This window comes from Pseudomonas sp. BW7P1 (assembly GCF_024981055.1).
Taxonomy (GTDB): Bacteria; Pseudomonadota; Gammaproteobacteria; order Pseudomonadales; family Pseudomonadaceae; genus Aquipseudomonas; species Aquipseudomonas bananamidigenes.
Map to the genome: position 1 here is coordinate 396632 of NZ_CP103374.1, position 26505 is coordinate 423136.

The window sequence follows — 26505 nt, forward strand, 5'->3', positions numbered from 1 at the left end:
GGAACAACGCTAACAAGGTGATCGGGGAAATGATGTCGGACGTTTCCCAATAAATTGGTTTAAGTCCCCGGACTACAAGGATCCGGTTTTGCTCCTACATCTTTTGCCTACAAGGTTTGGCGTAGATTCTGTCCGGGGTATCAGTTGAATGAAATGCAGAAATACCCCAACTGCGAATCCCGCCCCATGGCCGGTACCCGGGACACGAAAATATCCTCCAACCGGCCGAACTCCGGCAGCTCCAGTGCACACAGGCCGTCGACGAATTCCGTCGGCACCAGGCTGTTGAATTCGAGGCAGAAGGGCATGCGTTCGCTGTAGCGCATTTTTGCCGACGGGACCTCTTCGAGGTGGGCGAGGAGAATCGGCAGCGCCGTGCCATCCGGCAGGTGCAGTGTGCGTTGTTGCCCCAGCAACGGCTGGAGGTGTTCGATCTGAACCGATTGCAACATGGTCTGACTCCAGAGAGAAAACGAAACGTCCGGGGGCTCGGGGCCCCCGGACGATCACTCAGTTGCGCGACGGGAAGAGGCCGTTCAGGGCAACGCTGAAGTTGAGCACCAGGAAAGGGTTCATGATGCCCAGCGGCTGGCTGCCGCCGGTGGACGAAATGTCTCCGGTGACGGTGGTGGTCAGGCCTTTGATCGGCACTGGCGTGGCGCCCTGGGCGTCGGAATAGATGTTCGCCGAGCCAGGGCCGCCGCCGGAGGCGCCGATGTAGGAATTGGTGGCGGTCGGCACGGTCGCCGGATTGCTTGCCGGAACGGCCAGTTGCAGCGCGGTGTTGGCGCTCAGGCCGGTCATCGCGTGGGTGTGGTTGGGCATGTTGGCAATGGTGGCGGTGACGCTTTCGGTTCCGGCCACCTGGCCGATGACACGCGGCGTCAGGCCCAGACCGTTGCCCTGGGCCATTGGCACGCGCCCCTGCAAGTTGGGCAACTGAAAGTTGGTCGTGCCGTTGCCGCCGTAGTAGGTGCCCAGCAACGCGAACAGCGCGTTGTATTGTGCAATGGACAGGGTCTGTCCATTGCACAGGGCCCAGCCGTTGGGGGCGAAGTTGAAGGCGAACGGTTGAATCGTACCCATAAAGACTTCCATGGTTCCTCATCCTTCTGTTATGTGGTTGGCGCGCCGCGCGTTAGCCTGTGTTGTCGGGGCCGGTGAAAGACTCCGACGACACCCGCCGCTTGCGCGGGCAGGTCACGCCAAGCCGTAGCGTAGACCCGGATCGGCGGACTTGCCGGACGTCGTCGCGGTCGCGCGTCGGCTTCGCCGCTGGCCTACAGTGAGCGCAATGATCGAAGCTGTTCTGTACTCGGAAAAATCTAAGGGAAGCTTGATGGAAGTCCGTCGCGAGACTCCGCTGGGGGATACCCAGGATCCGTTTGCCGCACCGAATGCCGGTGTCCGGCGTCTGCTGCGCTGGGTCCGTCGACAGTGGCTGATACCGATTCTGCTGCTGGCGACAGCCGTGCGGTTCTATGGCCTGACCGCTACCGCGATCTGGGGCGACGAAGGTTCGAGTGTATTGCTGGCGCGTTATTCGCTGAGCGGCATCTGGGAGCACGCGGCGTATGATGTTCACCCTCCGTTGTACTTCATGCTGCTGCATGGCTGGGTCGGCCTGTTTGGCGAAAGCATTCAGTCGATTCGTAGTCTCAGCGCCATGGCGGGTGTTGCCGCAGTCGGTGTGGGCATGTGCCTGGTCGATCATCTGGCGACCCGCCGCGCGGCGATCATCGCCGGGGTACTGCTGGCGCTGTTGCCGACCGCCGTTGGCTACAGCCAGGATGTGCGCATGTACTCGCTGCTCGGCCTGCTGCTGGTCGGCACCACCCTGGCGCTGATCTGCTGGGTCAGACGCCCGCAGCGTCGACGGTATCTGGTGCTCTACGCCCTGCTGATGAGCGCGGCGTTGTACACCCACTACTTTGCTGTGCTGGCGGCGTTGAGCCACTGGCTGTACCTCGGGCTGATCCGCCTGTTGCCGGGGTATCGTCTGAGGCATATCCAGCGCCGCGACTGGTGGCTGGCTAATCTGGCGATCGTCGCGCTCTACCTGCCGTGGCTGCCGAACCTGCTCGATCTGACGCGACACATGGTTGAACTCAAGGTCGGGAACGATGTGGGCTGGGAAGACCCGGTGACCCTGTCGTCACTGCCGTCGATGATCTGGCTCTGGCTGACCCTGAGCGAGGGCGATCATCTTCCGTTGCTGCTGTTCTGCGGCATGCCGCTGGCCATGCTGGTGCTGGCGGGCGTGGCCGTCACCCGCGATCGCAGTGTGAACCATGGCAGCGTATTGCTGGCGCTCTACACCGGGGTACCGTTGTTTCTGGTGTTCGCCGTGTCGTTCATCACTCCGGTGTTTGTTGACCGATATCTGACAGCCTACGCGTTGGGCCTTCCGATGCTGGCAGCGCTGGCCATCGACCGCTTGTACAGCCGCGCTCGCGTATGGGCGCTGGCGATGCTGGTGGCATTTGTCGGCATCGAAATGGTCGGTGTGAACACCAACGCCACGGTCGATCCGAATGATCAGTTCAATGTCATGGTCGAGCACATCAACCACCACTTCATCAGCGGCGACCGGATCGTCACCAGCGACATGCTCTGGTACTTGAGTTATGTCTATTACAACCGCACCGATGCTCAAGTGCGGCTGTTTACACCACCGACTGTCGAGGGTCGTTCGACCCGTCCGAACCGTTACGGATTTGGCACGCTGGTGTCCGACGAGGTGTATCTGGATCGTCTTGCGGAACTGCCGCAGGGCAGTTCCCGGGTCTGGCTGATCGGCGATCTGGATCCGGAAGTCCCGGACCCGTTCCTGCCGCTGCCCAAGACCTGGCAGTTACGTGAACAGTTCAATGCCGGCGGGGCGCAAGCGCGACTTTTCGTACTGGAAAAGGACGATCGTACCAACGGGGGGTGACTTAAACGCTTCACCTTACGGCTGGCAATAAAAAAAGGTCTGGCAAGTCCGTTTTGCTCTATGTTGATGTCAAAACACTACTAGTCGAAAGGGCTTTGTTGGACTACGCTCGTCGGACAAAAGGACTTACAAAGTAAGGTGAAGGGATTGCAGCAGTTCCACTTTATCTCCGGCTTGCCGCGCTCAGGCTCGACCCTCCTTTCTGCGATCCTTTTGCAGAACCCGCGCTTTCATGCCGGCATGACCAGTCCGGTCGGTGCGCTGTTCTCCGGTGTTCTCGAACAATGCAGCGCCGGCAGCGAATTCGGCGCGGTGATCGACACCGACATGCGCCGTCGTCTGTTGCGCGGCCTGTTCGACTCCTACTACGCCGACAAGGCCGACAAACAGGTGGTGTTCGACACCAACCGTCAGTGGAGCGCGCGCCTGCCGGCGATCAACGATCTGTTTCCCAAAGCCAGGGTCATTGCCTGCGTGCGCAACGTCGCCTGGGTGATGGACAGCCTGGAGCGGCTGTACCGCGCCAACCCCTACGAAAACACCAAGCTGTTCGGCGATGCCGTCGAGCGCAACACGGTCTACAGCCGCTGCGAAACCCTGGCCCAGCGCAACCGCCTGGTGGGTTTTGCCTGGGCGGCGCTCAAGGAAGCCTATTACGGCGAGCATGCCGACTCGCTGCTGATCGTCGATTACGATTTGTTGACCCAGGCCCCGGAGCGGGTGCTGCGGCTGGTTTACGACTTCATCGGCGAGCCTTGGTTCGAGCACGATTTCGAACACTTGGCCTATGACGCGCCGGAGTTCGATCAGGCTCTTGGTGTGGCCGGTCTGCACAAGGTCAAACCCAGGGTCGCCCTGGAGTCCCGGCGCACGATCCTGCCGCCGGATCTGTTCAAGCAATACGCCGATCTGTCCTTTTGGCTCGATGGCTCGGCCAGCGCTGCCAATGTGATTCGTATGAAGTCCGACGCCGCGATCAGTTGATCGCGGCGTTTTTCATTGATGCGTTTACAACTGTTCGAGTCCGGGTGAGCAACATGTGGTGGAGCAAGCAAAAGTCGCGGGTAACCGAGGGCCAACGGACGCTGGCTGCGCCGCTGATCATGTCGCTGGAGCCGCGCATGCTGTTCGACGGCGCGGTCGCGGCCACTGTGGCCGATACTGCTGCAGCCCAGCCCGACAGCCACCCCACCGCCGATGCCGCCAAGGCGCCGACCGCCGATCATCCGGTGGCCAGCAAGGACACCCACGGCCAGGCGGACGCCACACCCGCCGCCAGCCCGGTTGCCGTGCCGGGCCAGACCGTGGTGTTCGTCGATGCCCGGGTCAAGGATGCCGACAGCCTGCTCAAAGGCGTCGCTCCCGGTACACAAGTGGTCAGGCTCGACGCGAGCAAGGACGGCTTGCAGCAGATCGCCGACTATCTCGACCAGCACTCGGGCGTCAGCTCGGTGCAGATCATCGCCCACGGCAACGCGGGTGACCTGTGGCTGGGTAACAGCTACCTTTCGGCGGACAACGTCGCGCAACGCAGCGCGGTGCTGGCAGAGATCGGCAAGGACATGAACGTCGGCGGCGACATCCTGATCTATGGCTGCTACACCGCCGAGGGTGACCGTGGACTGAGCTTCGTCGATTCCCTGGCGCAAATGACCGGTCGCGACGTCGCGGCATCGAACAACCGCACCGGGGTGGGCGGCGACTGGGATCTGGAGATCGCCACCGGCAAGATCGAAAGTGCCAACGTACTTTCGGCGCAGGCGATGAGCGAATACCAGTGGGGCCTGGCCACCTGGACCGCGACCAATAACCTGAACACCGGCGTCGGCTCGCTGCGGGCAGCGTTGGCTTCGGCGCAGAACGGCGACATCGTGACCTTCAGCAGCGGGATGACGGTGCAGCTCACCTCGGAATTGCTGATCAACAAGAACATCACGGTCGACGGCGACCTGAACAACGACGGCGTCGCGGACGTGACTCTCGACGGCCAGTACAGGACCCGTGTGGTGGAAATCACCTCCGGCAGCACGGTGACGCTGGACGGGCTGGTCATCACTCGCGGCCTCGTTTCCGGCAACGGCGGCAATGGCGGCTATAGCGCCACCGGCGCCATGGGCGGCGGGATCTTCAACGCCGGCATACTCACGCTGAACAATGTTTCGGTCACCGGCAACGCAGCCGCGGGTGGTGGCGGTGGCGGGGGTGTCACCGCCGCCAACTACGGTGGTGGCGGCGGCGGTGGCGGCGGTCTTGGCGGCCAGGGCGGCGGCCATGGCGGTACTGCCGGGCCGGGCACCGGTACGCTGGGTGGCCAGGCCGGCAGCGGTGGCGTCGGCGGCTACGGCGGCGGTTATGACGCAACGCACATGGGCGGGCGCGGCGGTTCCACCACCGGTGGTGCGGGCGGCGTCGGCGTGTCGTATTACAGCAACGGCGGCAACGGCGGCACGGCCAACAACGGCACGATTTCCATCGGTGGCGGCGGTGGCGGCTCCGGCTGGGACAAGGTCGGCGGCGCGGGCGGTAACGCCGCCGGCGGCATTTACAACGCTTCTACCGGGACCCTGAAAATCGTCGGCACGTCGGTCATCAGCAATAACATCGGTGCGGGCGGCGGTGGCGGCGGCGGCAGCGGTCAGGGGAGCAACAACCAGAATGGCGGTGACGGCGGACGCGGGGTCGGTGCGATCTGGAACCAGGGCGGCACGGTACTGATTACCGCCTCCAACTTCAGTGCGATCAGCGGCAACGCGGCGGGCAGCGGCTCCGGTGGTCTGGAGCTGGGGGGCGGCGTCACGGGTTCCGTGCCGTTGGCTTTTGCAGCGATCTACAACAACGGTGGCACCCTGAACACCGCTTATGTGGAACCGCCAACCGCCACGATTGTGATGTCGGACACGGCGCTGAAAATCGGCGAAACCTCGCTGGTGACCATCACCTTCAGCCGCGCGGTGACCGGCTTCACCAACGCCGACCTGACCATTGCCAACGGTACGCTGAGCGCCGTGAGCAGCAGCGACGGCGGCATCACCTGGACGGCGACCTTCACGCCGACCAACAACATCACCGACGCCACCAACCTGATCACCCTGGACAACACCGGCGTGACCGCGATCAACGACGGCGTGGCGGGAGTCGGCACTACCAGTTCCGCCAACTACACCATCGATACCGCGCGGCCGACCGTCAGCATCGCGATGTCGGATACCGCGCTGAAGATTGGCGACACCTCGCTGGTGACCTTCACGTTCAGCGAAGCGGTGACCGGTTTCACCAACGCCGACCTGACTATCGCCAACGGTACGCTCAGCGCGGTGAGCAGCAGCGACGGCGGCATTACCTGGACCGCGACGTTCACCCCGACCGCCAGCATCACCGACACCACCAACGTCATCACTCTGGACAACACCGGTATTGCCGACCTGGCCGGCAACGCCGGCAGCGGCACCACCGACTCGGCCAACTACGTGATCGATACGGTGCGCCCGACCGCAACCATTGTCGTCGCTGACAGCAATCTGACGGCGGGCGAGACCTCGCTGGTGACCATCACCTTCAGTGAAGCGGTCAGCGGTTTCACCACCGCCGACCTGACGGTGGCCAACGGCACCCTGAACGGCCTGAGCAGCAGCGACGGTGGCATCACCTGGACCGCCACGCTCACGCCGACCGCCAACATCACCAACACCTCCAACCTGGTGACGCTGGACAACACCGGGGTCAGTGACCTGGCCGGCAACGCCGGCAGCGGCACCACCAACTCCAACAACTACGCCATCGACACCGCACGACCAACCGCGACCATCGTGGTGGCCGACAACAACCTGAAAATCGGTGAAACCTCACTGGTGACCATCACCTTCAGCGAGGCGGTGACCGGCTTCACCAACGCCGACCTGACCGTCGCCAACGGCACATTGAGCGCGGTCAGCAGCAGCGACGGTGGCATCACCTGGACGGCGACGTTCACGCCGACCGCCAGCATCACCGACGCGACCAACCTGATTACCCTGGACAACACCGGCATCGCTGACCTGAACGGCAACGCCGGCAGCGGTACCACCAATTCGAACAATTACGCCATCGACACCCAGCGTCCGACCGCGACCATCGTGGTGGCCGACAACAACCTGCGGATCGGTGAAACCTCGCTGGTGACCATCACCTTCAGCGAAGCGGTCAGCGGGTTCACCAACGCTGACCTGACGGTCGCCAACGGCACGTTGAGCGCAGTCAGCAGCAGCGACGGCGGCATCACCTGGACGGCGACGTTCACGCCGAGCGCCAGCATCACTGACACCACCAACCTGATTACCCTGGATAACACCGGCATCGTCGATCTGGCGGGCAACGCCGGCAGCGGCACCACCGATTCCAACAATTACGCGATTGATACGGTGCGGCCAACCGCGACCATCGTGGTCGCCGACAGCAACCTCACTGCCGGCGAAACCTCATTGGTGACCATCACCTTCAGCGAAGCGGTCAGCGGGTTCACCAACGCCGACCTGACGATTGCCAACGGCACGCTGACGGCGGTCAGCAGCAGCGACGGCGGCATCACCTGGACCGCGACCTTCACGCCGAACCTGGGCGTCAACGACGCGACCAACGTGATCACGCTGGCCAATACCGGCATCGCCGATCTGGCCGGCAATGCCGGCAGCGGCACGACCAGCTCCAACAACTACACCATCGATACAATGGTGCCGACCGCGACCATCATCGTGTCCGACCCCAGTCTGAAGATCGGTGAAACGTCGATGGTGACCATCACCTTCAGCGAAGCGGTGACCGGTTTCACCAACGCCGACCTGACCATCGCCAACGGTACGTTGAGTGCGGTCAGCAGCAGCGACGGCGGTATTACCTGGACCGCGACCTTCACGCCGACCAGCAACATCACCGACACCACCAACGTGATCACGCTGGACAACAGCGGCGTCCAGAACCTGTCCGGCAACGCCGGTGTCGGCACCACGGATTCCAACAACTACGCCATCGATACCCAGCGTCCGACCGCAACCATCGTGGTCGCCGATACCGCACTGGGCGTCGGCCAGACCTCGCTGGTGACCATCACCTTCAGCGAAGCGGTGACCGGTTTCACCAACGCCGACCTGACCATCGCCAACGGCACATTGAGTGCTGTCAGCAGCAGTGACGGCGGTATCACCTGGACCGCGACCTTCACTCCGGCGGCGGGGATCACCGACACCACCAACGTGATCACCCTGGACAACACCGGCATCGCCGACCTGGCGGGCAACGCCGGCAGCGGCACCACCGACTCCAACAACTACGCGGTCGACAGTCAGCGCCCGACGGCCACCATTGTCATGAGCGACAGCGATTTGCGCCCCGGCGAAACGGCGCTGGTGACCATTACCTTCAGTGAGGCCGTGACCGGTTTCGACAACTCGGACCTGAGCGTCGCCAACGGCACCTTGAGCAATGTGACGTCGAGCGACGGTGGCGTTACCTGGACGGCCACGTTCACCCCGAATATCGGTGTCACCGATCTCACCAACCTGATTGTCCTGAACAATACCGGCATCGCCGACCTGGCCGGCAACAGCGGCACCGGCACCACCAGCTCGGCCAACTACCAGGTGCAGACCCAGGTGCCGACCGCCACCATCGTGGTGGCCGACACTTCGCTCAAGGCCGGGGAAACCTCGCTGGTGACCATCACCTTCAGCGAAGCGGTGAGCGGTTTCGACAACAGCGACCTGACCATCGCCAACGGCACATTGAGCAACGTCAGCAGCAGCGACGGCGGTATCACCTGGACCGCGACGTTCACCCCGACGGCCAATGTCACTGACGCCACCAACCTGATCACCCTGAACAACGCCGGCGTGACCAATCTGTCGGGCAACAGCGGCATCGGTACGACCGACTCCAATAACTTCGCCATCGACACCGCGCTGCCGACCGCCACGATCGTGGTCGCCGACAATCGCCTGGGCATCGGTGAAACCACCACCGTGACCATCACCTTCAGCGAAGCGGTGATCGGGTTCGACCTGGGGGACATCAGTGTCGCCAACGGTTCGTTGTCGAACCTGGCCAGCAGCGACGGCGGCGTGACCTGGACCGCGACCTTCACGCCGACAGCCAACGTCAACGACCCGACCAACCTGATCCTGATCGACACCGGCGGCGTCCAGGACCTGGCCGGCAACCTCGGCGCGAGCATCGCCATTTCCAACAACTACATCCTCGACGCCACCCGGCCGACGGTGAGCATTGTGGTCGCCAACCCGCACCTGGGCATCGGCCAGACCACCACGGTCACCTTTACCTTCAGCGAGGCGGTGAACAACTTCGATCTGTCGGACCTGAGCGTGACCAACGGGGATCTGAGCAACCTGAGCAGCAGCGACGGCGGCAAGACCTGGACCGCGACGTTCACGCCGACCGCGAATGTCACCGACCCGAGCAATTTCATTGCCCTGGACACCAGCAACGTCACTGATCTGGCGGGCAATGCCGGCAGCACGGTGGCGGTGTCGAACAATTACGCCCTCGACAGTGAACGGCCGACCGCCACGGTTGTGGTCGCCAATCCGAATCTGGGCATCGGCCAGACCTCGCAGGTGATCATTTCCTTCAATGAGGCGGTCACCGGTTTCGACCTGTCGGACATCAGCGTGGCCAACGGCACCTTGTCCAACCTGAGCAGCAGCGATGGTGGCAAGACCTGGACCGCGACTCTCACGCCGAACGCCAACGTCAACAGCGCCAGCAATGCGATCAGCGTCAACAGCGCCGGGGTCAGCGACCTGTCGGGCAACAGTGGCAGCGGAATCAGTCAGTCGGGCAACTATGTGATCAACACGGTGCCTGCCGTTTCGCCGACTTCACCGCTCGTCGTGGTGCCGCCGGACCCTGAGTTCCGCAGCAGCGACCCGGTCGTGCAGCCACCGCTGCCGAACGTGCCGCTGCAACCGCTGGTCTTTGCGCCACCCACCGGTGACCTCGGTTCACCGTTGACCTTTGCGCCGCTGTTCGAGCAGCGGGTATTGGGTAACGGCCTGCGTCCTCTGGGTGACATCTTCATCAACCACGGTGCCTTGAGCCCAAGCTTCATCGCTCAGGTCTTTGGCAGCAGCGAGAGCGGCGGTGACGGTTCCGGCCATGGCTTCCTCGGCTTCGGCGGTGGCGATGGCGGCGTGTTCGCCAGCAGCACCCTGTCGAGTTTCTTCAACCAGAACAGTGCTGCCGAGCGAGATTCCTTGAACACGTTCGGCAGCCATTCGCTCAAGGGCGGCGATATCTCCCAGGGACTGCGCGGTGTGTTCGGCGCGCCGACCCTGGGCCAGCAACTGCAACAGATCAAGGACAGCGAGCAGCATCGGGTGGATAACCTGGCCGCGGCGCTGCAACAGGTCGGCATCAGCGAAATGCCGGCCTGACCAACCAGAACAATTCAACAATTATGCGGGACCCAAGGGGCGATCCAGGGATGAAGAAAGGTCAGAAACTGTTCGGCGCCAGCCTGCTGGCGTTGGCGATCAGCGGATGTGCAGTCACCAGTGAACCGATCGAGCGCAGTGTCAGCGAGCAACGGGCCAAAGCCGACCTGCAAACCATGTACAAGGGCCAGGAACCGCTGCGCGGTCCGCTGACCCTGCATCAGGCCATGGCCCGCGCGGTGAAATACAACCTCGAAGGGCGCCTGAAGATCATGGAGGAAGCGCTGGCCAAGCGGCAGCTCGACCTCGCCAGTTTCGACATGCTGCCGCGCATGGCGCTGGACGCCGGTTACGTCGGGCGCAACAACGTCAGCGCTTCCAGCAGCCAGAGCGTGCGTACCGGCACCCAATCCCTGGAACCCTCGACCTCCCAGGACCGCGACCGCAACGTCGCCGACCTGACCATGGTCTGGAACGTGCTCGATTTCGGTGTCAGCTACATCAACGCCAAACAGCAGGGCGACCAGCGCCTGATCGTGCAGGAGCGCCGGCGCAAGGTGATCAACACCATCGTTCAGGACGTGCGCTCGGCCTATTGGCGGGCGATGGCGGCCGAGCGTCTGCTCAAGCAGATCGACAGCCTGATGGCGCGGGTCGACAGCGCCCGGCGCAACAGTGAAAGCATGAGCGAGCAACGCATCGGCGATCCGGTGCAGTCCCTCGGCTACCAGCGTTCGCTGATCGAAGCCACCCGGCAACTGGAAGAACAGCGCCGCGCACTGTCGCTGGCGAAAACCGAGCTGGCGACCCTGATCAACCTGCCGATGGGCACTAACCTGACGTTGGCCACCGACGACGGTTATCAGATCCCGGAACTCAAGGTGGATATCGCCAAACTGGAACAGGAAGCCCTGACCAGCCGTCCGGAGCTGCGTGAGCAGGATTACCAGACCCGGATCAGCGCCGCCGAAACCCGCAAGGCCATGCTGCGCATGTTGCCGGGCCTGGAGTTTTCCGCCGGCGGGCACTACGACAGCAACTCGTTTCTGGTGAACGATCGCTGGGCCGACTATGGCGTGAAGGTGACCTGGAACCTGTTCAACGTGATCTCCGCACCGGCCGCCATCGATGTGGCCAAGGCTGGCGAAGAAGTCGCTACCGCACGCCGTCAGGCCATGTCGATTGCGGTGCTGGCGCAGTTGTACGTGGCCAACGCCAACTATCAGGAGGCGTTGCGTCAGTTCAAGACCAACCAGCAATTGTCGGATATCGACGGGCAAATCGTCGGCCAGTTGCGCAACCGCCATCAGGCGGCGGGCATCGGCGAACTGGATCTGATCCAGGGCGAACTGAACAACCTGCAGGCGGACTTGCGTCGCGATCTGTCCTACGCCGATCTGCGCAATGCCTACGGTCAGATCTTCGCCAGTGCCGGGCTCGATCCGTTGCCGGATCAGGTGCAGTCGACCGAAGTGCAGTCGATTGCCACGGCGCTGGCCAACCGCGAGGCGGCGTGGGCCTCGGGGGATATTTCGGTGCCGGTGGCCCATGCCTCCGCGAAGTGATGTGCTGGCGGGTTTCACCGGCGTTTCCGCTCCTTACGAACCGCCAGTGGAGGCGTCGCTGGTGCTGGACACCGGAGCGCTGTCGGTCGACGCCTGCCTGGATCGTTTGCTGACCTGGCTCGGCGAGTCCGCAGTACTGCCCCGGACATGAACCGGCCAGCGTTTTCGCGGCTGCCGGTGACGGTGGATCTGCCGCTGTTGTTGCAGGCGCTGGCGGCGATTGCCGACGATGCCTGGCGTGGTCATTTCAACACCGCCTACTTCGCCGGCGACTGGAGCGGGGTGGCGCTGATCTCGGCCGCTGATGCCCTGACCGAATTGTCCCCGGGAAGCGCCGAACCCGTGCAGCGTGCCCCTTGGCTGAACGACCGTCGCTGGCAGCAGGCCTTGCGCGAACTGCCGCTGGAGATCGTCAGTGCGCGACTGTTGCGCCTGGGACCGGGCGGGCAGATCCATGAACATCGTGATTACGACCTTGAAGGACCGGGCGCTGACCGGCGACTGCACATCCCGTTGCTCAGCCCGCCCGCCGTGGACTTCTGGCTCGATGGCTTGCGCATGCCGATGGCGGCAGGGGAGTGCTGGTTTCTGGATCTTGCGCGACCGCATCGGGTCGACAACCGCGACAGCACGGCGCGCATTCATCTGGTACTCGATTGCCGACCCGGCGCCTGGCTGGAGCAGATGATTGCCGAGGGGCTGCCGAGCACTCCGCAGCCTGATGCACAAGACTCGGCGTTACAGCGCTTTGAACGTCTGCTGGTCGCGGATCCGTCGTTGTCCGCAGCTTTGCAGGCACTGCACGACCCCGAAGCGTTTATCCAGCAGACACTGGCATTGGCCACCGGGCGCGGTTTGTCTGTCTCCCGGGAAGAACTGCTGGCGGCGATGCGCAAGGGACGTCGTTCCTGGAACGAACAATGGCGAGTCTGAATCTGCACGGCTGGTTGCCGATCCGCATCTGGAAAGCCACCGGGCAATGGCAGGTCGACTGGTGCTGGTTCGGTGAATCGCCCCTGCGCCAGCCGTTTTTTCGCGAGGCGGTGGAGCAGGCGCTGCAACTGCCGTTCAATCAGGCGTTTCGTCGGCAAACGCCCTTGTCGACGCTGGCCGATTGGCAAGCGGTCAGCCCGGGTCTGGCACCGAGCGCTTTCATCCTGCATGCCTCGCGCTGCGGTTCGACGTTGATCAGCCAGATGCTGGCGCGGCTCGATGATCACATCGTGATCTCGGAACCTCCGCCCCTCGATACCTTGCTGCGCAGTGATCTGCCGGATGTCGAACGTCGGGCAGCCATCGCAGGGTTGCTCTCGGCCTACGGACAGCGTCGGCGCGGCATGGAACAACGACTGGTGATCAAACTCGATGCCTGGAACATCGGCGAATGGCCGTCGCTGCAGGCATGTTTCCCCGATACACCGTGGCTGTTTGTCTATCGCGATCCGCTGGAAATCGCCGTCTCGCATCTGCGGCGTCCGGGCATGCATATGGTGCCGGACATGCTCGGTGAATGTGTGCTGGACGATGGCTTGCCGTTCGTGGGGCGTGAGGACTTCATCGCCCGACGACTCGGTCGCTTGCTGGAGGCCGGACGTTTGCATTGCGCAGAGTCGGGCGGTCTGGCGGTGAATTACAGCGAGTTGCCCGAGGCCATGGCGGGACGTCTGGCGAGTTTTTTCCGCCTGAACGCCACGCAAGGCGAACAGGCCCTGGCAGGCTCTGCGCCGCATGCGAAACAGCCGTCTCAGATGTTTGTCGCCGACGGCGACAGCAAGCGCCGCGAAGCCTCAACGCTGTTACGGGCGCAAGTGGAGCGTTGTGCGCGGGCACCCTATGAAGCGCTTGAGCGCCTGCGCCTTCAGGTCTTGGCCGATTGATCCGCCATCCCCTTGAGCAACTCGATCGGCAACGGGAAGACAATGGTCGAACTCTTGTCACCGGCAATCGAACTCAGGGTCTGCATGTAGCGCAATTGCATGGCACCGGGCTGGCGGCCGAGCATCTCGGCGGCCTGCATGAGTTTTTCCGAGGCCTGCAATTCGCCTTCGGCGTGGATCACCTTGGCCCGCCGTTCCCGTTCGGCTTCAGCCTGCCTGGCGATGGCGCGGATCATCGATTCGTTGAGGTCGACGTGTTTGATTTCGACATTGGCGACTTTGATGCCCCAGGCGTCGGTCTGGGCATCGAGCACTTGCTGAATGTCGATGTTCAACTGTTCGCGCTCGGCCAGCAGTTCGTCCAGTTCATGCTTGCCGAGTACTGCGCGCAGTGTGGTCTGGGCCAATTGGCTGGTGGCGGTCAGAAAGTCCTCGACCTGGATGATCGCCTTCTGCGGGTCGAGTACCCGGAAGTACAGCACCGCGTTGACCTTGACCGAAACGTTGTCGCGGGTGATCACATCCTGCGGTGGCACATCGAGCACGATGGTGCGCAGATCGACCCGGACCATTTGCTGTACCACCGGAATCAGCAGAATCAGCCCCGGCCCCTTGACCTGCCAGAAGCGCCCGAGCTGGAACACTACACCCCGTTCGTATTCACGCAGGATGCGAAACGTCGAGCCGGCCATGGCAATGAGCAACAGCAGCAGCGCGACAAAACCGATTTGCAGACCCATGATCACTCTCCGAGCGGTGCCGCATCCGTCGCGGCCACTTGCAGCCACAAGCCCCTGCGCCCGACCACCCGCACCGGTTGCCCGGTGTGCAGCGGTGTGGCGCTGGAAACTTGCCAGCGTTCTCCCTGTAATTGCACCCAGCCGTTGCGGGTGTCCTGCGATTCCACCCCGGTCACTGCCGTCACACTGCCGACCAGGCCGGCGTCGCCGCTGACCGGATGGCGTGGCCGGGTTCTCAGAGCGCGAATCAGCAACGCGATCAGCAACAGGGCGCTGACCAGACCCAGGCCGATCATCATCGGTACCGGCAATTCGGCGTTGCTCAGGATCAGCGCACCGATCACGAACATGACGATGCCGCCCAGGCCAATGACGCCGTAGTTGGGCAACGCGGCTTCGGCGATCAGAAACACGATGCCCAGGGTGATCAGCCACAGGCCGATCGGGCTGGCGGCCGGTAGCGAAGTGTCCGCCGCCAGCGCCGATCCGCTCAGCAGCAACAGGGCAAATACACAGCTATGGATGTTCACGTGACCCTCCGGGAGAGTCAGGGGTTCTCTTTACAGTCTAGTTGAGCCCGGGGCTGGATGAATGCCGGTCGACTCGCCCGTGCCGCCAATGAGCGGAATTCCCTGCGTCCGACTAGACTTTCAAGAGCGGGAAAAACGTTCATCACTGCCCGCCACGCAGCGTCGGCGGGCACCGAGGTGCATCATGCGCATGGCAAAAAAAGTGCAGAGCAGCCTGACCCGGGCGCAATGCGAATACGACATCGTCGCCCATCCGCACTCCAGCAGCAGCCTGGAAACAGCGCGGGTTGCGGGAATTCCGGCGGAACGGGTGGCCAAATCGGTGATCCTCGACGACCACCACGGTCATTACCTGATGGCCGTGCTGCCCGCCAGCCGCCATCTGGACCTGAGCAAAGTGCGCACCAGCGGCGAGTGGCAGATCACCCGCGAAAGCACCCTGGCGCACCTGTTCGATGACTGCGAGCGTGGCGCGGTGCCGCCGCTGGGCGATTCCTATGGCCTGGACATGGTCATCGACCCGCTGGTGACCCGGCAGAAAGACATCTACCTGGAGGCCGGCAACCACAACAACCTGCTGCACATGAGCATGCCCGAGTTTCTGAGAATGGTGCCCCATGCGCAGGTGCGGGAGTTGAGTCAGTAGGTTTTTCGGCGTCCGGGCCGACGCCAATCGTCAGCAGGCTGGCGTCCACAGGCGCTGCGATAACCCTGTGGGAGCGAGCCTGCTCGCGAAAAACCTTTCACACCCTATCAATCTCGCAGGAGTTGCGACATGGAAAACCCGACGCACAGCCTTCCGTCCCTGTTCAAACAGCTCGGTCTGCCCAACGACCCGGTCAGCATCGACCAGTTCATCGCCGCCCATTCACCGCTCAAGCCCGAACTGCACCTGTGTGACGCGTTTTTCTGGACCCAAAGCCAGGCGGATTTCTTGCGGGACGAGATTCTTGACGATGCGGACTGGGCGGAGGTGGTGGATCAGTTGGATGTGATGTTGAGGAAGGGGCGGGGGGTGTAGAGAAATGTTTGAAAAGACCGAAATGTAAAAAAACTGGTGGGTTGTAAAAAAAACAGCGCAGAAGTCAGGGAGAGATCATTTTTCTGAATTCACACTCGAACATGGATTTGTTTCAAAACTTGACTGAATTTCCCCTCCAATGCCATATTGATAGTTAGCAAACTAACAGTGTGTGCATTCCCTCGTGCCGAACGACCTCGAATCCCTCCAGATGAACATCAGCAGTGCCATGGTGGTGGCCGCCAGGCATTGGCGGAAGATCTGCCAGACCACGCTGGTCAACTACGGAATTTCCGAAGCCTGCGCCGTCCCGCTCTTGATGATCGGACGTCTGGGCGAAGGTGTGCGTCAGGTGCAGGTGGCGCAGGCAGCGGGGATGGAGAGCCCTTCGCTGGTGCGGTTGCTCGATCAGCTGTGTCACGCCGGCTACGTGTGCCGCACTGAAGACGCCCAGGATCGCCGGGCCAAATGCCTGAGCCTGACCGACACCGGCCGCGAGCTGGTGCAAGCGGTGGAAACCGAACTGGTGCGTCTGCGTCATGAAGTGCTCGAAGGCATCGATCAGAGTGATCTGGCAGCTACGCTTCGAGTATTGAGAGCTTTCGAGGCGGCGAGCCCGCCAGCGGTGATCCATCCGTGAACGGCTTTTTTACCGGCATTCCTGCGGCCCGCGACTGGTTCTACGGGATCCGTACTTTCGCGGCCTCGATGATTGCGCTGTACATCGCTTTGCTCATGCAGATGCCGCGTCCGTATTGGGCGATGGCCACGGTGTACATCGTCTCCAGCCCGTTTCTCGGCCCGACCAGTTCCAAGGCGTTGTACCGGGCGATCGGTACGTTCCTCGGCGCTGCTGCGGCGGTGCTGTTCGTGCCGATGTTCGTCCAGAGCCCGTACGTGCTGGTGGTGGTCATCGCGTTGTGGACCGGGATTCTGCTGTTCCTGTCTCTGCATCTGCGCACCGCCAACAACTATGCGTTGATGCTCGCCGGCTACACCTTGCCGCTGATTGCCCTGCCGGTGGTGGATAACCCGCTGGCGGTGTGGGACGTGGCGGAAGCACGTACCGAAGAGATCTTCCTCGGCATCGCGGTGGCGGCGGTGGTCGGTGCGATGTTCTGGCCTCGGCGCCTGGCGCCGGTGTTCAACGATGCCGTGGGCAAGTGGTTCGCCGATGCGACCACTTACAGCCTGAAATTCCTCAGCCGTGACGTGAATCCCGAAGAAGTCACTGCCCTGCGCATGGCCATGGTCGGCAGTTTCAACAGCCTGGAATTGATGATCGGCCAGTTGCCCCACGAAGGCGCGCGACCGCAGACGGTTCGCAACACCAAGGAACTGCGCGGGCGGATGATTCATCTGCTGCCGGTGATCGATGCGCTGGAAGATTCGCTCTACGCTCTCGAACGGCGCACGCCGGAACTGGTGGAAAAGTTCGCGCCGCTGCTCAGCGCCACCCGCGAGTGGCTCGGTTTCAAGGATGCCGATCTCGACCGCTGGCAAGCCCTGCGCAATCAGCTCGAAGCCTTGCAGCCAAGTGCCGAAGCACTGGAAGACCGCAAGCAACTGCTGTTTTCCAACGCGTTGTACCGCCTCGGCGAATTCATCGATCTGTGGCAGGACTGCCGCAGTCTGCAGGACGCGATCCTGTGCGAACGCCAGGACAGTTGGCGTGCGGTCTATCGCCATTGGCGCCTCGGTCGTCTGACGCCGTTCCTGGACCGTGGGCTGATGCTGTATTCGGTGGCTTCGACCATTCTGGCGATCATCGTTGCCTCCGTGCTGTGGATTCTGCTGGGCTGGACCGACGGCGGCAGTGCGGTAATCCTGGCGGCGGTGTCGTGCAGTTTTTTCGCCTCGATGGACGACCCGGCACCGCAGATTTACCGGTTCTTTTTCTGGACCGGGATGTCAGTGCTGTTTGCCAGTCTGTACTTGTTTCTGGTGCTGCCGAACCTGCATGACTTCCCGATGCTGGTGCTGGCGTTTGCCGTTCCGTTCATCTGCGTCGGCACCCTGACGGTGCAACCACGGTTCTATCTCGGCATGCTCCTGACGCTGGTGAACACGTCGTCGTTCATCAGCATTTCCGGTGCGTATGACGCCGATTTCTTTGCGTTCGCCAACTCCAACCTGGCGGGCCCGATGGGGCTGTTGTTTGCGTTTATCTGGACCCTGATCACCCGCCCGTTCGGTGCCGAACTGGCGGCCAAGCGCCTGACCCGTTTCAGCTGGAAAGACATCGTCAACATGACCGAACCGGCGAACCTCGCCGAGCACCGGCAACTGGGTGTGCAATTGCTCGACCGCCTGATGCAGCACCTGCCGCGTCTGGCGCTGACCGGTCAGGACACCGGCATCGCCATGCGTGAAGTGCGCGTGGGCCTGAACCTGCTTGATCTGCTGGCCTACACCCCGCGCGTGACCGGCGCGCCGAACGCGCTGTTGCAGCAGGTGGTGAGCGAGGTCGGCGAGTATTTCCGCACCTGCCTCAAGGCCGGCGAGCGCCTGCCGGCGCCGAGCCCGTTGCTGATGACCATGGACCGCACCCGTCGTGCGCTCAACGGCCACGGCGATGAAGAAACCCGGCTGCACCTGTTGCACGCCTTGAGCGGTTTGCGGCTGGCGCTGTTGCCCGGCGTCGAATTCGTCTCCAGCGCCGAGCCCGAAGAACCCCTGCCCGAAGGAGCGCCCCTGTGATCGGTGACTTGGATATCAGCGGCATCTTCCTGCCGACCCTGCTGGTGCTGATGGGCATCACCTATGTGCTGTTCGTGCTGGTACATGGCGTGCTCACACGCCTGCATTTCTACCGTCTGGTCTGGCACCGGGCATTGTTCAACGTGGCCCTCTACGCCGTGATGCTGTACGGCGTGGACGCACTCAGTCGATACCTGATGACATGAAAAAACCGTTTTTGACTATCGGTCGCGTGATGCTGACCTTGCTGATCGTGGCTTTCGCCGTCGTCGTGGTCTGGCGCATGGTGATGTATTACATGTTCGCCCCCTGGACCCGTGACGGCCACATCCGCGCCGATATCGTGCAGATCGCTCCGGACGTGTCCGGGCTGATCCAACAGGTCGAGGTCAAGGACAACCAGTTGGTGAAGCGCGGCCAGGTGCTGTTCAGCATCGATCAGGACCGCTTCAAACTGGCGTTGCGTCAGGCCAAGGCGGCCGTTGCCGACCGCGAAGAAACCCTCGCCCAGGCCCAGCGTGAAGCCAAGCGTAACCGAGGCCTGGGTAATCTGGTGCCGACCGAGCAACTGGAAGAAAGTCAGTCGAAAGTCGCCCGCGCGCAATCGGCACTGGCCGAAGCGCTGGTGGCCGTGGACAGCGCCCAACTGAACCTCGACCGGTCGGTGATCCGCAGCCCGGTGGACGGCTACGTCAATGATCGTGCGCCGCGTGCCCAGGAGTTCGTCACCGCCGGGCGTCCTGTGCTGTCGGTGGTCGACAGTAACTCGTTCCACATTGACGGCTATTTCGAAGAGACCAAACTCGATGGCATCCACATCGGTCAGTCGGTGGACATTCGTGTGATCGGCGACCGCGCCCGTTTGCGCGGGCATGTCGAGAGCATCGTCGCCGGTATCGAGGACCGTGACCGCTCGAGCGGCAGCAACCTGCTGCCCAACGTCAACCCGGCGTTCAGCTGGGTGCGACTGGCCCAGCGGATTCCGGTGCGTATCGCCTTCGACGACGTACCGCAAGACTTCCGCATGATCGCCGGGCGTACCGCCACGGTGTCGATCATCGATGATCAACAGGAGCCCGCAAAATGAGCAGGGCCCTGATGATCGTCGGTCTGGGCATGATGCTGTCGGCCTGTTCCATGGTCGGGCCGGACTATCACTTGCCCGCTGACGCAGCGATTCAGCGCAAGGATTTTCAAGGTGACCTGGCGGTGGCCGGCAAGCCTGTGGTTTCCAGTCCGGTGCCGGCGGACTGGTGGCGGCTGTATCGGGATCCGCGTCTGGACCAACTGGTGCAGCAGGCCATGGCGTCCAACACCGATCTGCGGGTGGCGGCGGCGAATCTGTCGCGGGCCCGTGCACAGGTCGATGAGGCCGAGGCGGCCGGTGGCTGGAGCGGCGGCGTGAAAATGGGCGCCCAGCGTTTGCAGGAGTCCGGTCAGGCGTTCCTGCTGCCGGAGAAGGTCCCGGTGGCCAACGTCGCCGATATCGGCATCAGTGCCTCGTATCAGTTCGATCTGTGGGGTGTTTTGCAACGCGGGATCGAAGCGGCGAAAGCCAACGCCGACGCGACCCAGGCCGCAGCCGATACCGCACGCATCACTCTGGTGGCCGATGTCGTCCGGGCCTATACCCAGGTCTGTGCGGCCAACGAAGAACGGGAAATCGCCGAGCATTCCCTTGACCTGCAATCCCGGAGCACCGAGCTGATCCAGCGTCTGCGCGATGCCGGGCGCGGCGATGAAACACAGGTCACGCGCTCGCAAACCCAATTCAAGTCGCTGCGTGCCGATTTGCCACGTTATGAGGCCGCGCGTCAGGCCGGTCTGTTCCGTCTGTCGATGCTGTTGGCCAAACCGGTCGATCAATTGCCGGCCGGCACCGCGACCTGCGCCGAGCTGCCGAAAATCGCTCAACTGGTGCCGGTCGGCGATGGCGCCGCGTTGCTCAAGCGTCGTCCGGACATCCGCCAGGCCGAGCGGCGACTGGCGGCTGCGACCGCGGGGATCGGCATCGCCACCGGCGAGCTGTACCCGGACATCAGCTTTGGCGCGACGATCGGCACGGTCGGGATTGTTTCCGATCTTGGCGATCCGTCGACCAATCGCTGGGGTTTCGGTCCGTCGCTGAGCTGGAAGGTGCCGACCAACGCTGCGCGGGCGCGGATTCGTGAAGCCGAGGCTTCGACCCAGGGTGCACTGGCACATTTCGATGGCGTGGTGCTGAATGCCATTCGCGAAACCCAGACCGGCCTGGCTCAGTACACTGCGCTGCTGCAACGCCGCGATGCCCTGGCCGATGCCGAGCAATCGGCGAAGCTGGCAGCTGATCAGACTCACCGTTTCTTCCAGGCGGGCCGCGAGTCGTTCCTCGCCGACCTGCAAGCCACTCGCACCTACACCGATGTCACCGCGCAACTGGCCGCTGCCAACACCCAGGTCGCCATGAGCCAGATCGATCTGTTCCTGGCCCTCGGCGGCGGCTGGGAAAGCGGACGAACGCAAGCCTCGAGCGCCAGCAAACCCTGAAGCCGTTGCTATGCTTTGAAGTGTTGGGGGGCGCCCTGAGCAAGGCGCCTTTTCAGTGCACATTGCTAGCGCAGGTCCAGGGGAAACCAATAATGAAAAACCCTTACGCTCTCGGCTTCTGGTGCGCGCTGGTCGCACTGGTGCTGCTATCGGCCACCTATTTCTACGGCATCATGCTGGCCCATCAAATCGACAAGGCGATGGTCTTCCTCGACAGCGCGACCGCGTTGATCGCGGTCATGGCGATCGTGGTGGTGGCCTGGGCGTCGGTGCAGGTGCAGCGGCTCAAAAAAAGACAGCTTGAACAAAGCAAGACCCTGTTGCTGATCTGGGACACCAAAGTCGCGCTGCGCAAGGTCGAAACCGTGTTCGACCGCTACTTCTGGGGCAGCTACTGGCAACCGGGGCGCACCTTCGCCGAAGTCATGGGCGAACTGACCGGCACCCCGCTGGAAAAGAGCCTCGAAGCCTTGAAAAAACAATGCCTGGAACTCGACAGGCAAGTCGCCGATGAAGGCTGGCACTGGCTTAACAACGCCCGGGAACTGTCCGACGTCGCCACGGCCATGGCCCGTGAGCGTTATCAGCTGGACTTCTGCGACCCGCGCGGCGACGGTCCTGGCGGGGCGGTGATCGACCGGGATTTCGAGGTGCTGGTGTACACCTGGAGCGCACGGCTGAAAAGCTTCGATCATCAGCTGGATGAAATCGAGGTGCAGTATTCCTGACCTTCCGAAAGATCGCCGAATCCGGCGATCTTTTTGTTTGTCCATGTCCTGTGGACACTCTTTAACCTTTAAACATTGGGCCGCCGCCTGCGGCCAGTGCTAATCTCCACCGCTAAATTCAGCGGAGTCGAGCCACGGCCCGGTCACGGGTTCACGGAAGACGACCACACCTTCAGCCACGGAAATCGATCAGGTCATTCATGAATAAATCAGCAGGCGTGCTTCTCGGAATCGTTGTTGCCATCGGCGCCATCAGCGTCGGCGGGGCCTGGTACACCGGCACCAGGATCGAAGGCGTGCTCAACAACGCCGTCGTCGACGCCAACAAAGAGCTGCAGGCCGCCATGGCCGGCTCCAACGGCAGCGCATCGCTGGAGCTGGTGTCGCTGGAGCGTCATACCTTCAGCAGTACTGCACACTATCGCCTCAAGGGCGAAGGCGAGATGTTCGGCGAAGCGCCGGTCGAGTTGCTGTTCGTCGATCACATCGAACACGGTCCGCTGCCTTTCTCGCGTCTGGTATCGCTGAAATGGCTGCCGGTCATGGCCTCCAGTCACTATGAGCTGGAAAAGACCCCGGTTACCGAAAAATGGTTCGCCGCCACCAAGGGCGCCGCGCCACTGAAAGGTGTGGTCAATATCGGCTACGACCAGTCCACCACCGGCAACATCGAACTGCTGCCGCTGGAAACCGCGCTGGACGACAAGACGAGCCTGAAGTTTTCCGGGCTGAACATGGACATTTCCGCCAGCGCTCAGGCGCAGAAGGTCAAGGCCAACGGTTACATGGACAGCCTGCACCTGACCACCGTGGCCGAAGATCAGGCGCCGGTTCAGGTCGAGCTCAATGGCCTGACCCTGGCCAGCAACCTGACCAAGAGCAGCTACGGCTACTACACCGGCGAGAACACGCTGGAGCTGACCGGCAGCAAGACTACCTTCGGTGCCAAACAGTCGGTGCTGGGCGTGAAGAACTTCGAAATGAAGAACCTCACCGAAGAGAACGGCAGCAGCGCTTCCGGTCGTGCGGACTACAAAATCGGTGAAATCACGCTCAACGACAAGAAAATCGGTTCGGCCAACCTGGCCATGAGCCTGAAGAATCTCGACATTCCGTCGGCGATGTCGCTGATGCAGATCTATCAGACCAAACTGCAGCCTTATGAGCAGGCCGCCGCCGAAGCGACCGCCGCCGGTTTGCCGGCACCGGAGCTGAATCTGACCGAAGCCGAGTCCGCGCAGGTCAAGGCTGACCTGCAGAAACTGCTGGCCGCCGGGCCGCAACTGGCGCTGGAAGATCTGTCGCTGAAAACCGCCAACGGCGAGAGCCGTGCCAATCTGGTGCTCGACCTGACCAAACCGGCTTCGATGGACCTGCCGCCGGATCAACTGGGCAAGCAACTGATCGCCCTGCTCGACCTCAATGTGCAGGTGTCCAAGCCGATGCTGGTGGATCTGCTCAGCGTGCAGGCGCAGGTCGACGGCCAGACCGACGCCAAAGCCATTGTCGATCAGGCCAGCGCTGCCGCTGACATGTTCTCGGGCATGGCCGTGGGCTCGCAACTGGCGACGCTGGATGGCACACATGTGACGACCAAATTGCATTACGCCGCCAATCAGGTGGAGTTCAACGGCCAGAAGATGACCGTCGAGCAATTCGTCGGCTTCCTGATGAGTAAATTCGCCGGCGTCAGCGTCAGCCAGGAACAGTAAACCTTCGCAATACCCGGCGCCCGGCCTTCGCTATCCGCGAAGGCCGGGCGTTTTGCTGTCTGGCGTTCTCGTCGGCGGCGCGAAGCGGTGTTTTCGGTCATGAATCTGAACAAATATTGTGTTCTGAATATTGGTCTACGCTTGCGTGCAAGACTGCTTGGATAAGTTTGGCCAAGTGATACTGACTTGGCCGCCGTCACGAATCGGGCAAGGGGGGCGTAGCTACCCGGCTGGCCATGTAAGGATGCTGACGAATGCCGCGTATTGATGTTCCTGTATTACATCGTGGTTTACGCCCTTTGTTTCGAGTCGCGCTGTGCAGCCAGTTGCTCTGGCCTGCGCTTGCGTTGGCCGATACGGCCTACGATCAAATGGTGCTCGATGCCCGTGCAGGCCATTACACGCCTGCGCTGACCGCTTTGCGTCAGGTGCCGCCAGCCCAGGCCACCACGGGGCAGATCAGCGATCATCTGCAAATCGCCAGTTGGGCCGGGCTCGATGCGGAAGTGGTACAGGTCTACGAGACCCAGGGACGCGACCGCACATTGCCGATTCAGGCCCTGACCTCCACCGCCCGCGCTTATCGCAATCTCAAGCGCTGGGATCAGGCTATCGAGGTCTACAACAAAGCCCTGGCGCTGGAGCCGAACAATGCCGACCTGCAACTCGGTCTGGCGCTGACCCAGGCTGACTCCGGCAAACCCGACGAAGCCGTGACCCGCGCCAGGGCGCTGGTTGCCGCCAAACCCGATGATCCTTCGCGCCGCCTTGCACTGGGCTACGCCCTGACCCGTGCCGGCAAACAATACGACGCACTGTTCGAATACGACCAGGCCTTCGTTCGCGCCGGCAGCAAACCGGAAGTCGCCCGTGAATACGTGGTCGCCCTGCAAAAGGCCCGTCTGCCCGAGCCTGCGCTGCGCTTGGCCAACCAGCGTCCGGGATTGATCGATCCGGTGACCCTGCGCCGCCTCGAAGGCGATCTGGCTGCCGAACGGGTGCGTCTCGCCGAATTCGCGACCCGCAGCGAAAAAGAACGTTATGTGATCGCAGACCGGGCGTTGGCCGACTACGACAAACTGCTCGCCACCTGGACTCCGGATGCCGGCGCCCACGACGATGTGACCCGCTGGCGCATCGACCGCATGGGCGCGCTCAAGGCCCGGGCGCGTACTGCCGACGTCATTACCGAATACCAGAAACTGCAAGCCGAAGGCGTAAAGATCCCGACCTACGCCCTGCGCTGGGTGGCTGCGTCCTACCTGGATCAGCGTCAGCCGGAAGTCTCCACCGACCTGTATCGCCAGGTGCTCTCGGCACCGGACGCCGATGCCGGTGATCGCCTCGAAGACACCACCGCACTGTATTACTCGCTGCTGGAGAGCGACCGCACCGAAGAAGCGCGCAAGGTCGCCGAGGACCTGGCCAAAAACGAGAAACCACGCGTCGAACTCAAGGGCTTGCCGATCGGTAACCCCAGCGACGACTGGATGGATGCGCAACTGCTGTCGGCCCAGGCCGCCGGCACCTATGGCGCGGACTTGCCCCATGGTGAGGATCGCTTGCAGACGCTGGTCGATCAGGCGCCGGGCAACGTGGGCCTGCGTCTGTCCCAGGCCGATCTTTACCTGGCGCGTCAGTGGCCGCGCCGCGCCGAGACCCAACTCAAGGAAGTCGAGAGCATGGTGCCCCGGGACATGGGCCTGGAAGTGGCTCAGGCCCGTACCGCCATGACGCTTCAGGAATGGCGGCAGATGGATGCCCTGACCGACGATGTCGTGGAACGTTTCCCGGACAACCGTCAGGTGCAGCGTGCCGCCCGCGAGCGTGAGGTGCATGACATGTCCGAACTGCGCGTCGAAGCCTATGGCGGCAAGGCCAACGGTGGCGGCAGCGGCGGGGCGGGAGCGGTCAGCGGCAGCCGCGATTTCGGTATCCAGAGCACGCTGTACAGCCCGCCGATCGATGAAGACTGGCGTGTGTTCGCGGGGATCGGTTATGCCACCGGCGATTTCGCTGAAGGTACCGGCAACCACCGCTTCCAGCGCGTCGGTCTGGAACGGCGCACCCGCGACATGACCCTTGAAGCCGAAGTCTCCAACCATTCCTATGGTTACGGCGACAAGCAGGGCGCGCGTCTGGCGATTGCCCGGGACATCAATGACCACTGGCAGTATGGCGGCAGTCTTGAATACCTGTCGGCGGACACCCCGCTGCGTGCGTTGAACAGCAACATCAAAGCCAACGGCGGCAGTGGTTTCATCCGCTGGCGCGCCAACGAAAGCCGCGAATGGAAACTGTCGGTCAGCCCGTCGCACTTCAGCGATGGCAACAACCGGGTCGAAGCCTTGCTGACCGGCCGCGAAGGCGTCTACAGCACCCCCCACGTGCAGGTCGACGCCGGTCTGGAGGTCAGCACCAGTCATAACTCCAAATCCGAAGACGTGCCGTACTTCAACCCGAAGTCGGACTTCAGCGTGATGCCGACGGTCAACGTCAACCACGTGCTCTACCACCGCTACGAAACCTCCTGGAGCCAGCAGTTCCAGGCCGGTGCGGGCACGTACAGCCAGCGTGACCACGGCACCGGCGGCATGGCGATGCTGGGCTACGGCCAGCGCTATGCCTGGAACGACGTGTTCGAGGTGGGCGGTTTGTTCAGTGTGATCAACCGGCCCTACGACGGTGACCGGGAAACCGATCTGCGTCTGCTCGTCGACCTCACTTTCCGCTTCTAGAAGAGTTTGAAG

General features: G+C 62.6%; 20 protein-coding genes and 1 pseudogene. 17 read left to right on the forward strand and 4 right to left on the reverse strand.

The window, feature by feature from the left end:
* Positions 1-140 precede the first annotated feature (140 nt).
* Together NWV16_RS01780 and NWV16_RS01785 are read right to left on the reverse strand one after the other, a co-directional pair.
* On the reverse strand, positions 141-452 hold the full coding sequence (locus NWV16_RS01780; RefSeq protein WP_260521739.1) for a DUF6916 family protein: 312 nt from the start codon (positions 450-452) through the stop codon (positions 141-143).
* A 58-nt stretch (positions 453-510) separates the two neighbouring features.
* On the reverse strand, positions 511-1098 hold the full coding sequence (locus tag NWV16_RS01785) for a phage tail protein (RefSeq protein ID WP_065258091.1): 588 nt from the start codon (positions 1096-1098) through the stop codon (positions 511-513).
* A 241-nt stretch (positions 1099-1339) separates the two neighbouring features.
* Between NWV16_RS01785 and NWV16_RS01790 the strand changes: the two genes are divergently transcribed.
* The 7 genes and pseudogenes from NWV16_RS01790 to NWV16_RS01820 all read left to right on the forward strand — a co-directional run bounded on the left by NWV16_RS01790 (position 1340) and on the right by NWV16_RS01820 (position 13798).
* The gene (locus NWV16_RS01790) at positions 1340-2935 is read left to right on the forward strand and encodes a glycosyltransferase family 39 protein (RefSeq protein WP_260521740.1); all 1596 of its coding nucleotides are present in this window, start codon (positions 1340-1342) and stop codon (positions 2933-2935) included.
* A 138-nt stretch (positions 2936-3073) separates the two neighbouring features.
* On the forward strand, positions 3074-3919 hold the full coding sequence (locus tag NWV16_RS01795; RefSeq protein WP_260521741.1) for a sulfotransferase: 846 nt from the start codon (positions 3074-3076) through the stop codon (positions 3917-3919).
* A 53-nt stretch (positions 3920-3972) separates the two neighbouring features.
* A complete protein-coding gene (locus NWV16_RS01800; protein WP_260521742.1) occupies positions 3973-10356 on the forward strand; it encodes an Ig-like domain-containing protein in 6384 nt (2127 codons plus the stop codon).
* A 50-nt stretch (positions 10357-10406) separates the two neighbouring features.
* Entirely contained in the window at positions 10407-11921 is a 1515-nt protein-coding gene (locus tag NWV16_RS01805) for a TolC family protein (protein WP_260521743.1), read from the forward strand.
* Positions 11914-12072, forward strand: a pseudogene (locus NWV16_RS01810) (adenylyl-sulfate kinase); the annotation flags it as partial. The gene NWV16_RS01805 and the pseudogene NWV16_RS01810, both read left to right, overlap by 8 nt.
* A complete protein-coding gene (locus NWV16_RS01815) occupies positions 12069-12854 on the forward strand; it encodes an aspartyl/asparaginyl beta-hydroxylase domain-containing protein (RefSeq protein ID WP_260521744.1) in 786 nt (261 codons plus the stop codon). The pseudogene NWV16_RS01810 and the gene NWV16_RS01815, both read left to right, overlap by 4 nt.
* Entirely contained in the window at positions 12842-13798 is a 957-nt protein-coding gene (locus tag NWV16_RS01820) for a sulfotransferase family protein (RefSeq protein WP_260521745.1), read from the forward strand. Before NWV16_RS01815 ends, NWV16_RS01820 begins: the two co-directional genes overlap by 13 nt.
* Here the strand turns inward: NWV16_RS01820 and NWV16_RS01825 are convergent.
* Together NWV16_RS01825 and NWV16_RS01830 are read right to left on the reverse strand one after the other, a co-directional pair.
* Positions 13780-14538, reverse strand: coding sequence for a slipin family protein (locus tag NWV16_RS01825; RefSeq protein WP_409519317.1), 759 nt, complete (start codon positions 14536-14538; stop codon positions 13780-13782). The genes NWV16_RS01820 and NWV16_RS01825 overlap by 19 nt on opposite strands.
* A 2-nt stretch (positions 14539-14540) precedes the next feature.
* A complete protein-coding gene (locus NWV16_RS01830; RefSeq protein WP_260521746.1) occupies positions 14541-15068 on the reverse strand; it encodes an NfeD family protein in 528 nt (175 codons plus the stop codon).
* Positions 15069-15252: 184 nt separating this feature from the next.
* Between NWV16_RS01830 and NWV16_RS01835 the strand changes: the two genes are divergently transcribed.
* The 10 genes from NWV16_RS01835 to pgaA all read left to right on the forward strand — a co-directional run bounded on the left by NWV16_RS01835 (position 15253) and on the right by pgaA (position 26493).
* Positions 15253-15714, forward strand: a complete 462-nt coding sequence (locus tag NWV16_RS01835) for an aminoacyl-tRNA deacylase (RefSeq protein ID WP_260521747.1) — start codon at positions 15253-15255, stop codon at positions 15712-15714.
* Positions 15715-15843: 129 nt separating this feature from the next.
* Positions 15844-16089 carry a DUF2789 domain-containing protein gene (locus NWV16_RS01840; RefSeq protein WP_260521748.1) on the forward strand — a complete coding sequence of 82 codons (246 nt, stop codon included), beginning with the start codon at positions 15844-15846 and terminating at the stop codon, positions 16087-16089.
* A 211-nt stretch (positions 16090-16300) separates the two neighbouring features.
* Positions 16301-16729, forward strand: a complete 429-nt coding sequence (locus NWV16_RS01845) for a MarR family winged helix-turn-helix transcriptional regulator (RefSeq protein ID WP_065257455.1) — start codon at positions 16301-16303, stop codon at positions 16727-16729.
* Positions 16726-18789, forward strand: coding sequence for an FUSC family protein (locus tag NWV16_RS01850; protein ID WP_260521749.1), 2064 nt, complete (start codon positions 16726-16728; stop codon positions 18787-18789). The genes NWV16_RS01845 and NWV16_RS01850 overlap by 4 nt, the downstream gene beginning before the upstream one ends.
* Positions 18786-18995: a DUF1656 domain-containing protein gene (locus NWV16_RS01855; RefSeq protein ID WP_065257457.1), complete on the forward strand. Its 210-nt coding sequence runs from the start codon at positions 18786-18788 to the stop codon at positions 18993-18995. The genes NWV16_RS01850 and NWV16_RS01855 overlap by 4 nt, the downstream gene beginning before the upstream one ends.
* Positions 18992-19876 carry an HlyD family secretion protein gene (locus NWV16_RS01860; protein ID WP_260521750.1) on the forward strand — a complete coding sequence of 295 codons (885 nt, stop codon included), beginning with the start codon at positions 18992-18994 and terminating at the stop codon, positions 19874-19876. The genes NWV16_RS01855 and NWV16_RS01860 overlap by 4 nt, the downstream gene beginning before the upstream one ends.
* Positions 19873-21315, forward strand: a complete 1443-nt coding sequence (locus tag NWV16_RS01865; protein ID WP_260521751.1) for an efflux transporter outer membrane subunit — start codon at positions 19873-19875, stop codon at positions 21313-21315. Before NWV16_RS01860 ends, NWV16_RS01865 begins: the two co-directional genes overlap by 4 nt.
* A gap of 92 nt (positions 21316-21407) precedes the next feature.
* Positions 21408-22043, forward strand: a complete 636-nt coding sequence (locus NWV16_RS01870; RefSeq protein ID WP_065257460.1) for an NADH:ubiquinone oxidoreductase subunit N — start codon at positions 21408-21410, stop codon at positions 22041-22043.
* Positions 22044-22243: 200 nt separating this feature from the next.
* On the forward strand, positions 22244-23755 hold the full coding sequence (locus NWV16_RS01875) for a YdgA family protein (protein ID WP_260521752.1): 1512 nt from the start codon (positions 22244-22246) through the stop codon (positions 23753-23755).
* A 254-nt stretch (positions 23756-24009) separates the two neighbouring features.
* Positions 24010-26493, forward strand: a complete 2484-nt coding sequence (gene pgaA / locus NWV16_RS01880; RefSeq protein WP_260521753.1) for a poly-beta-1,6 N-acetyl-D-glucosamine export porin PgaA — start codon at positions 24010-24012, stop codon at positions 26491-26493.
* Positions 26494-26505: the final 12 nt, after the last annotated feature.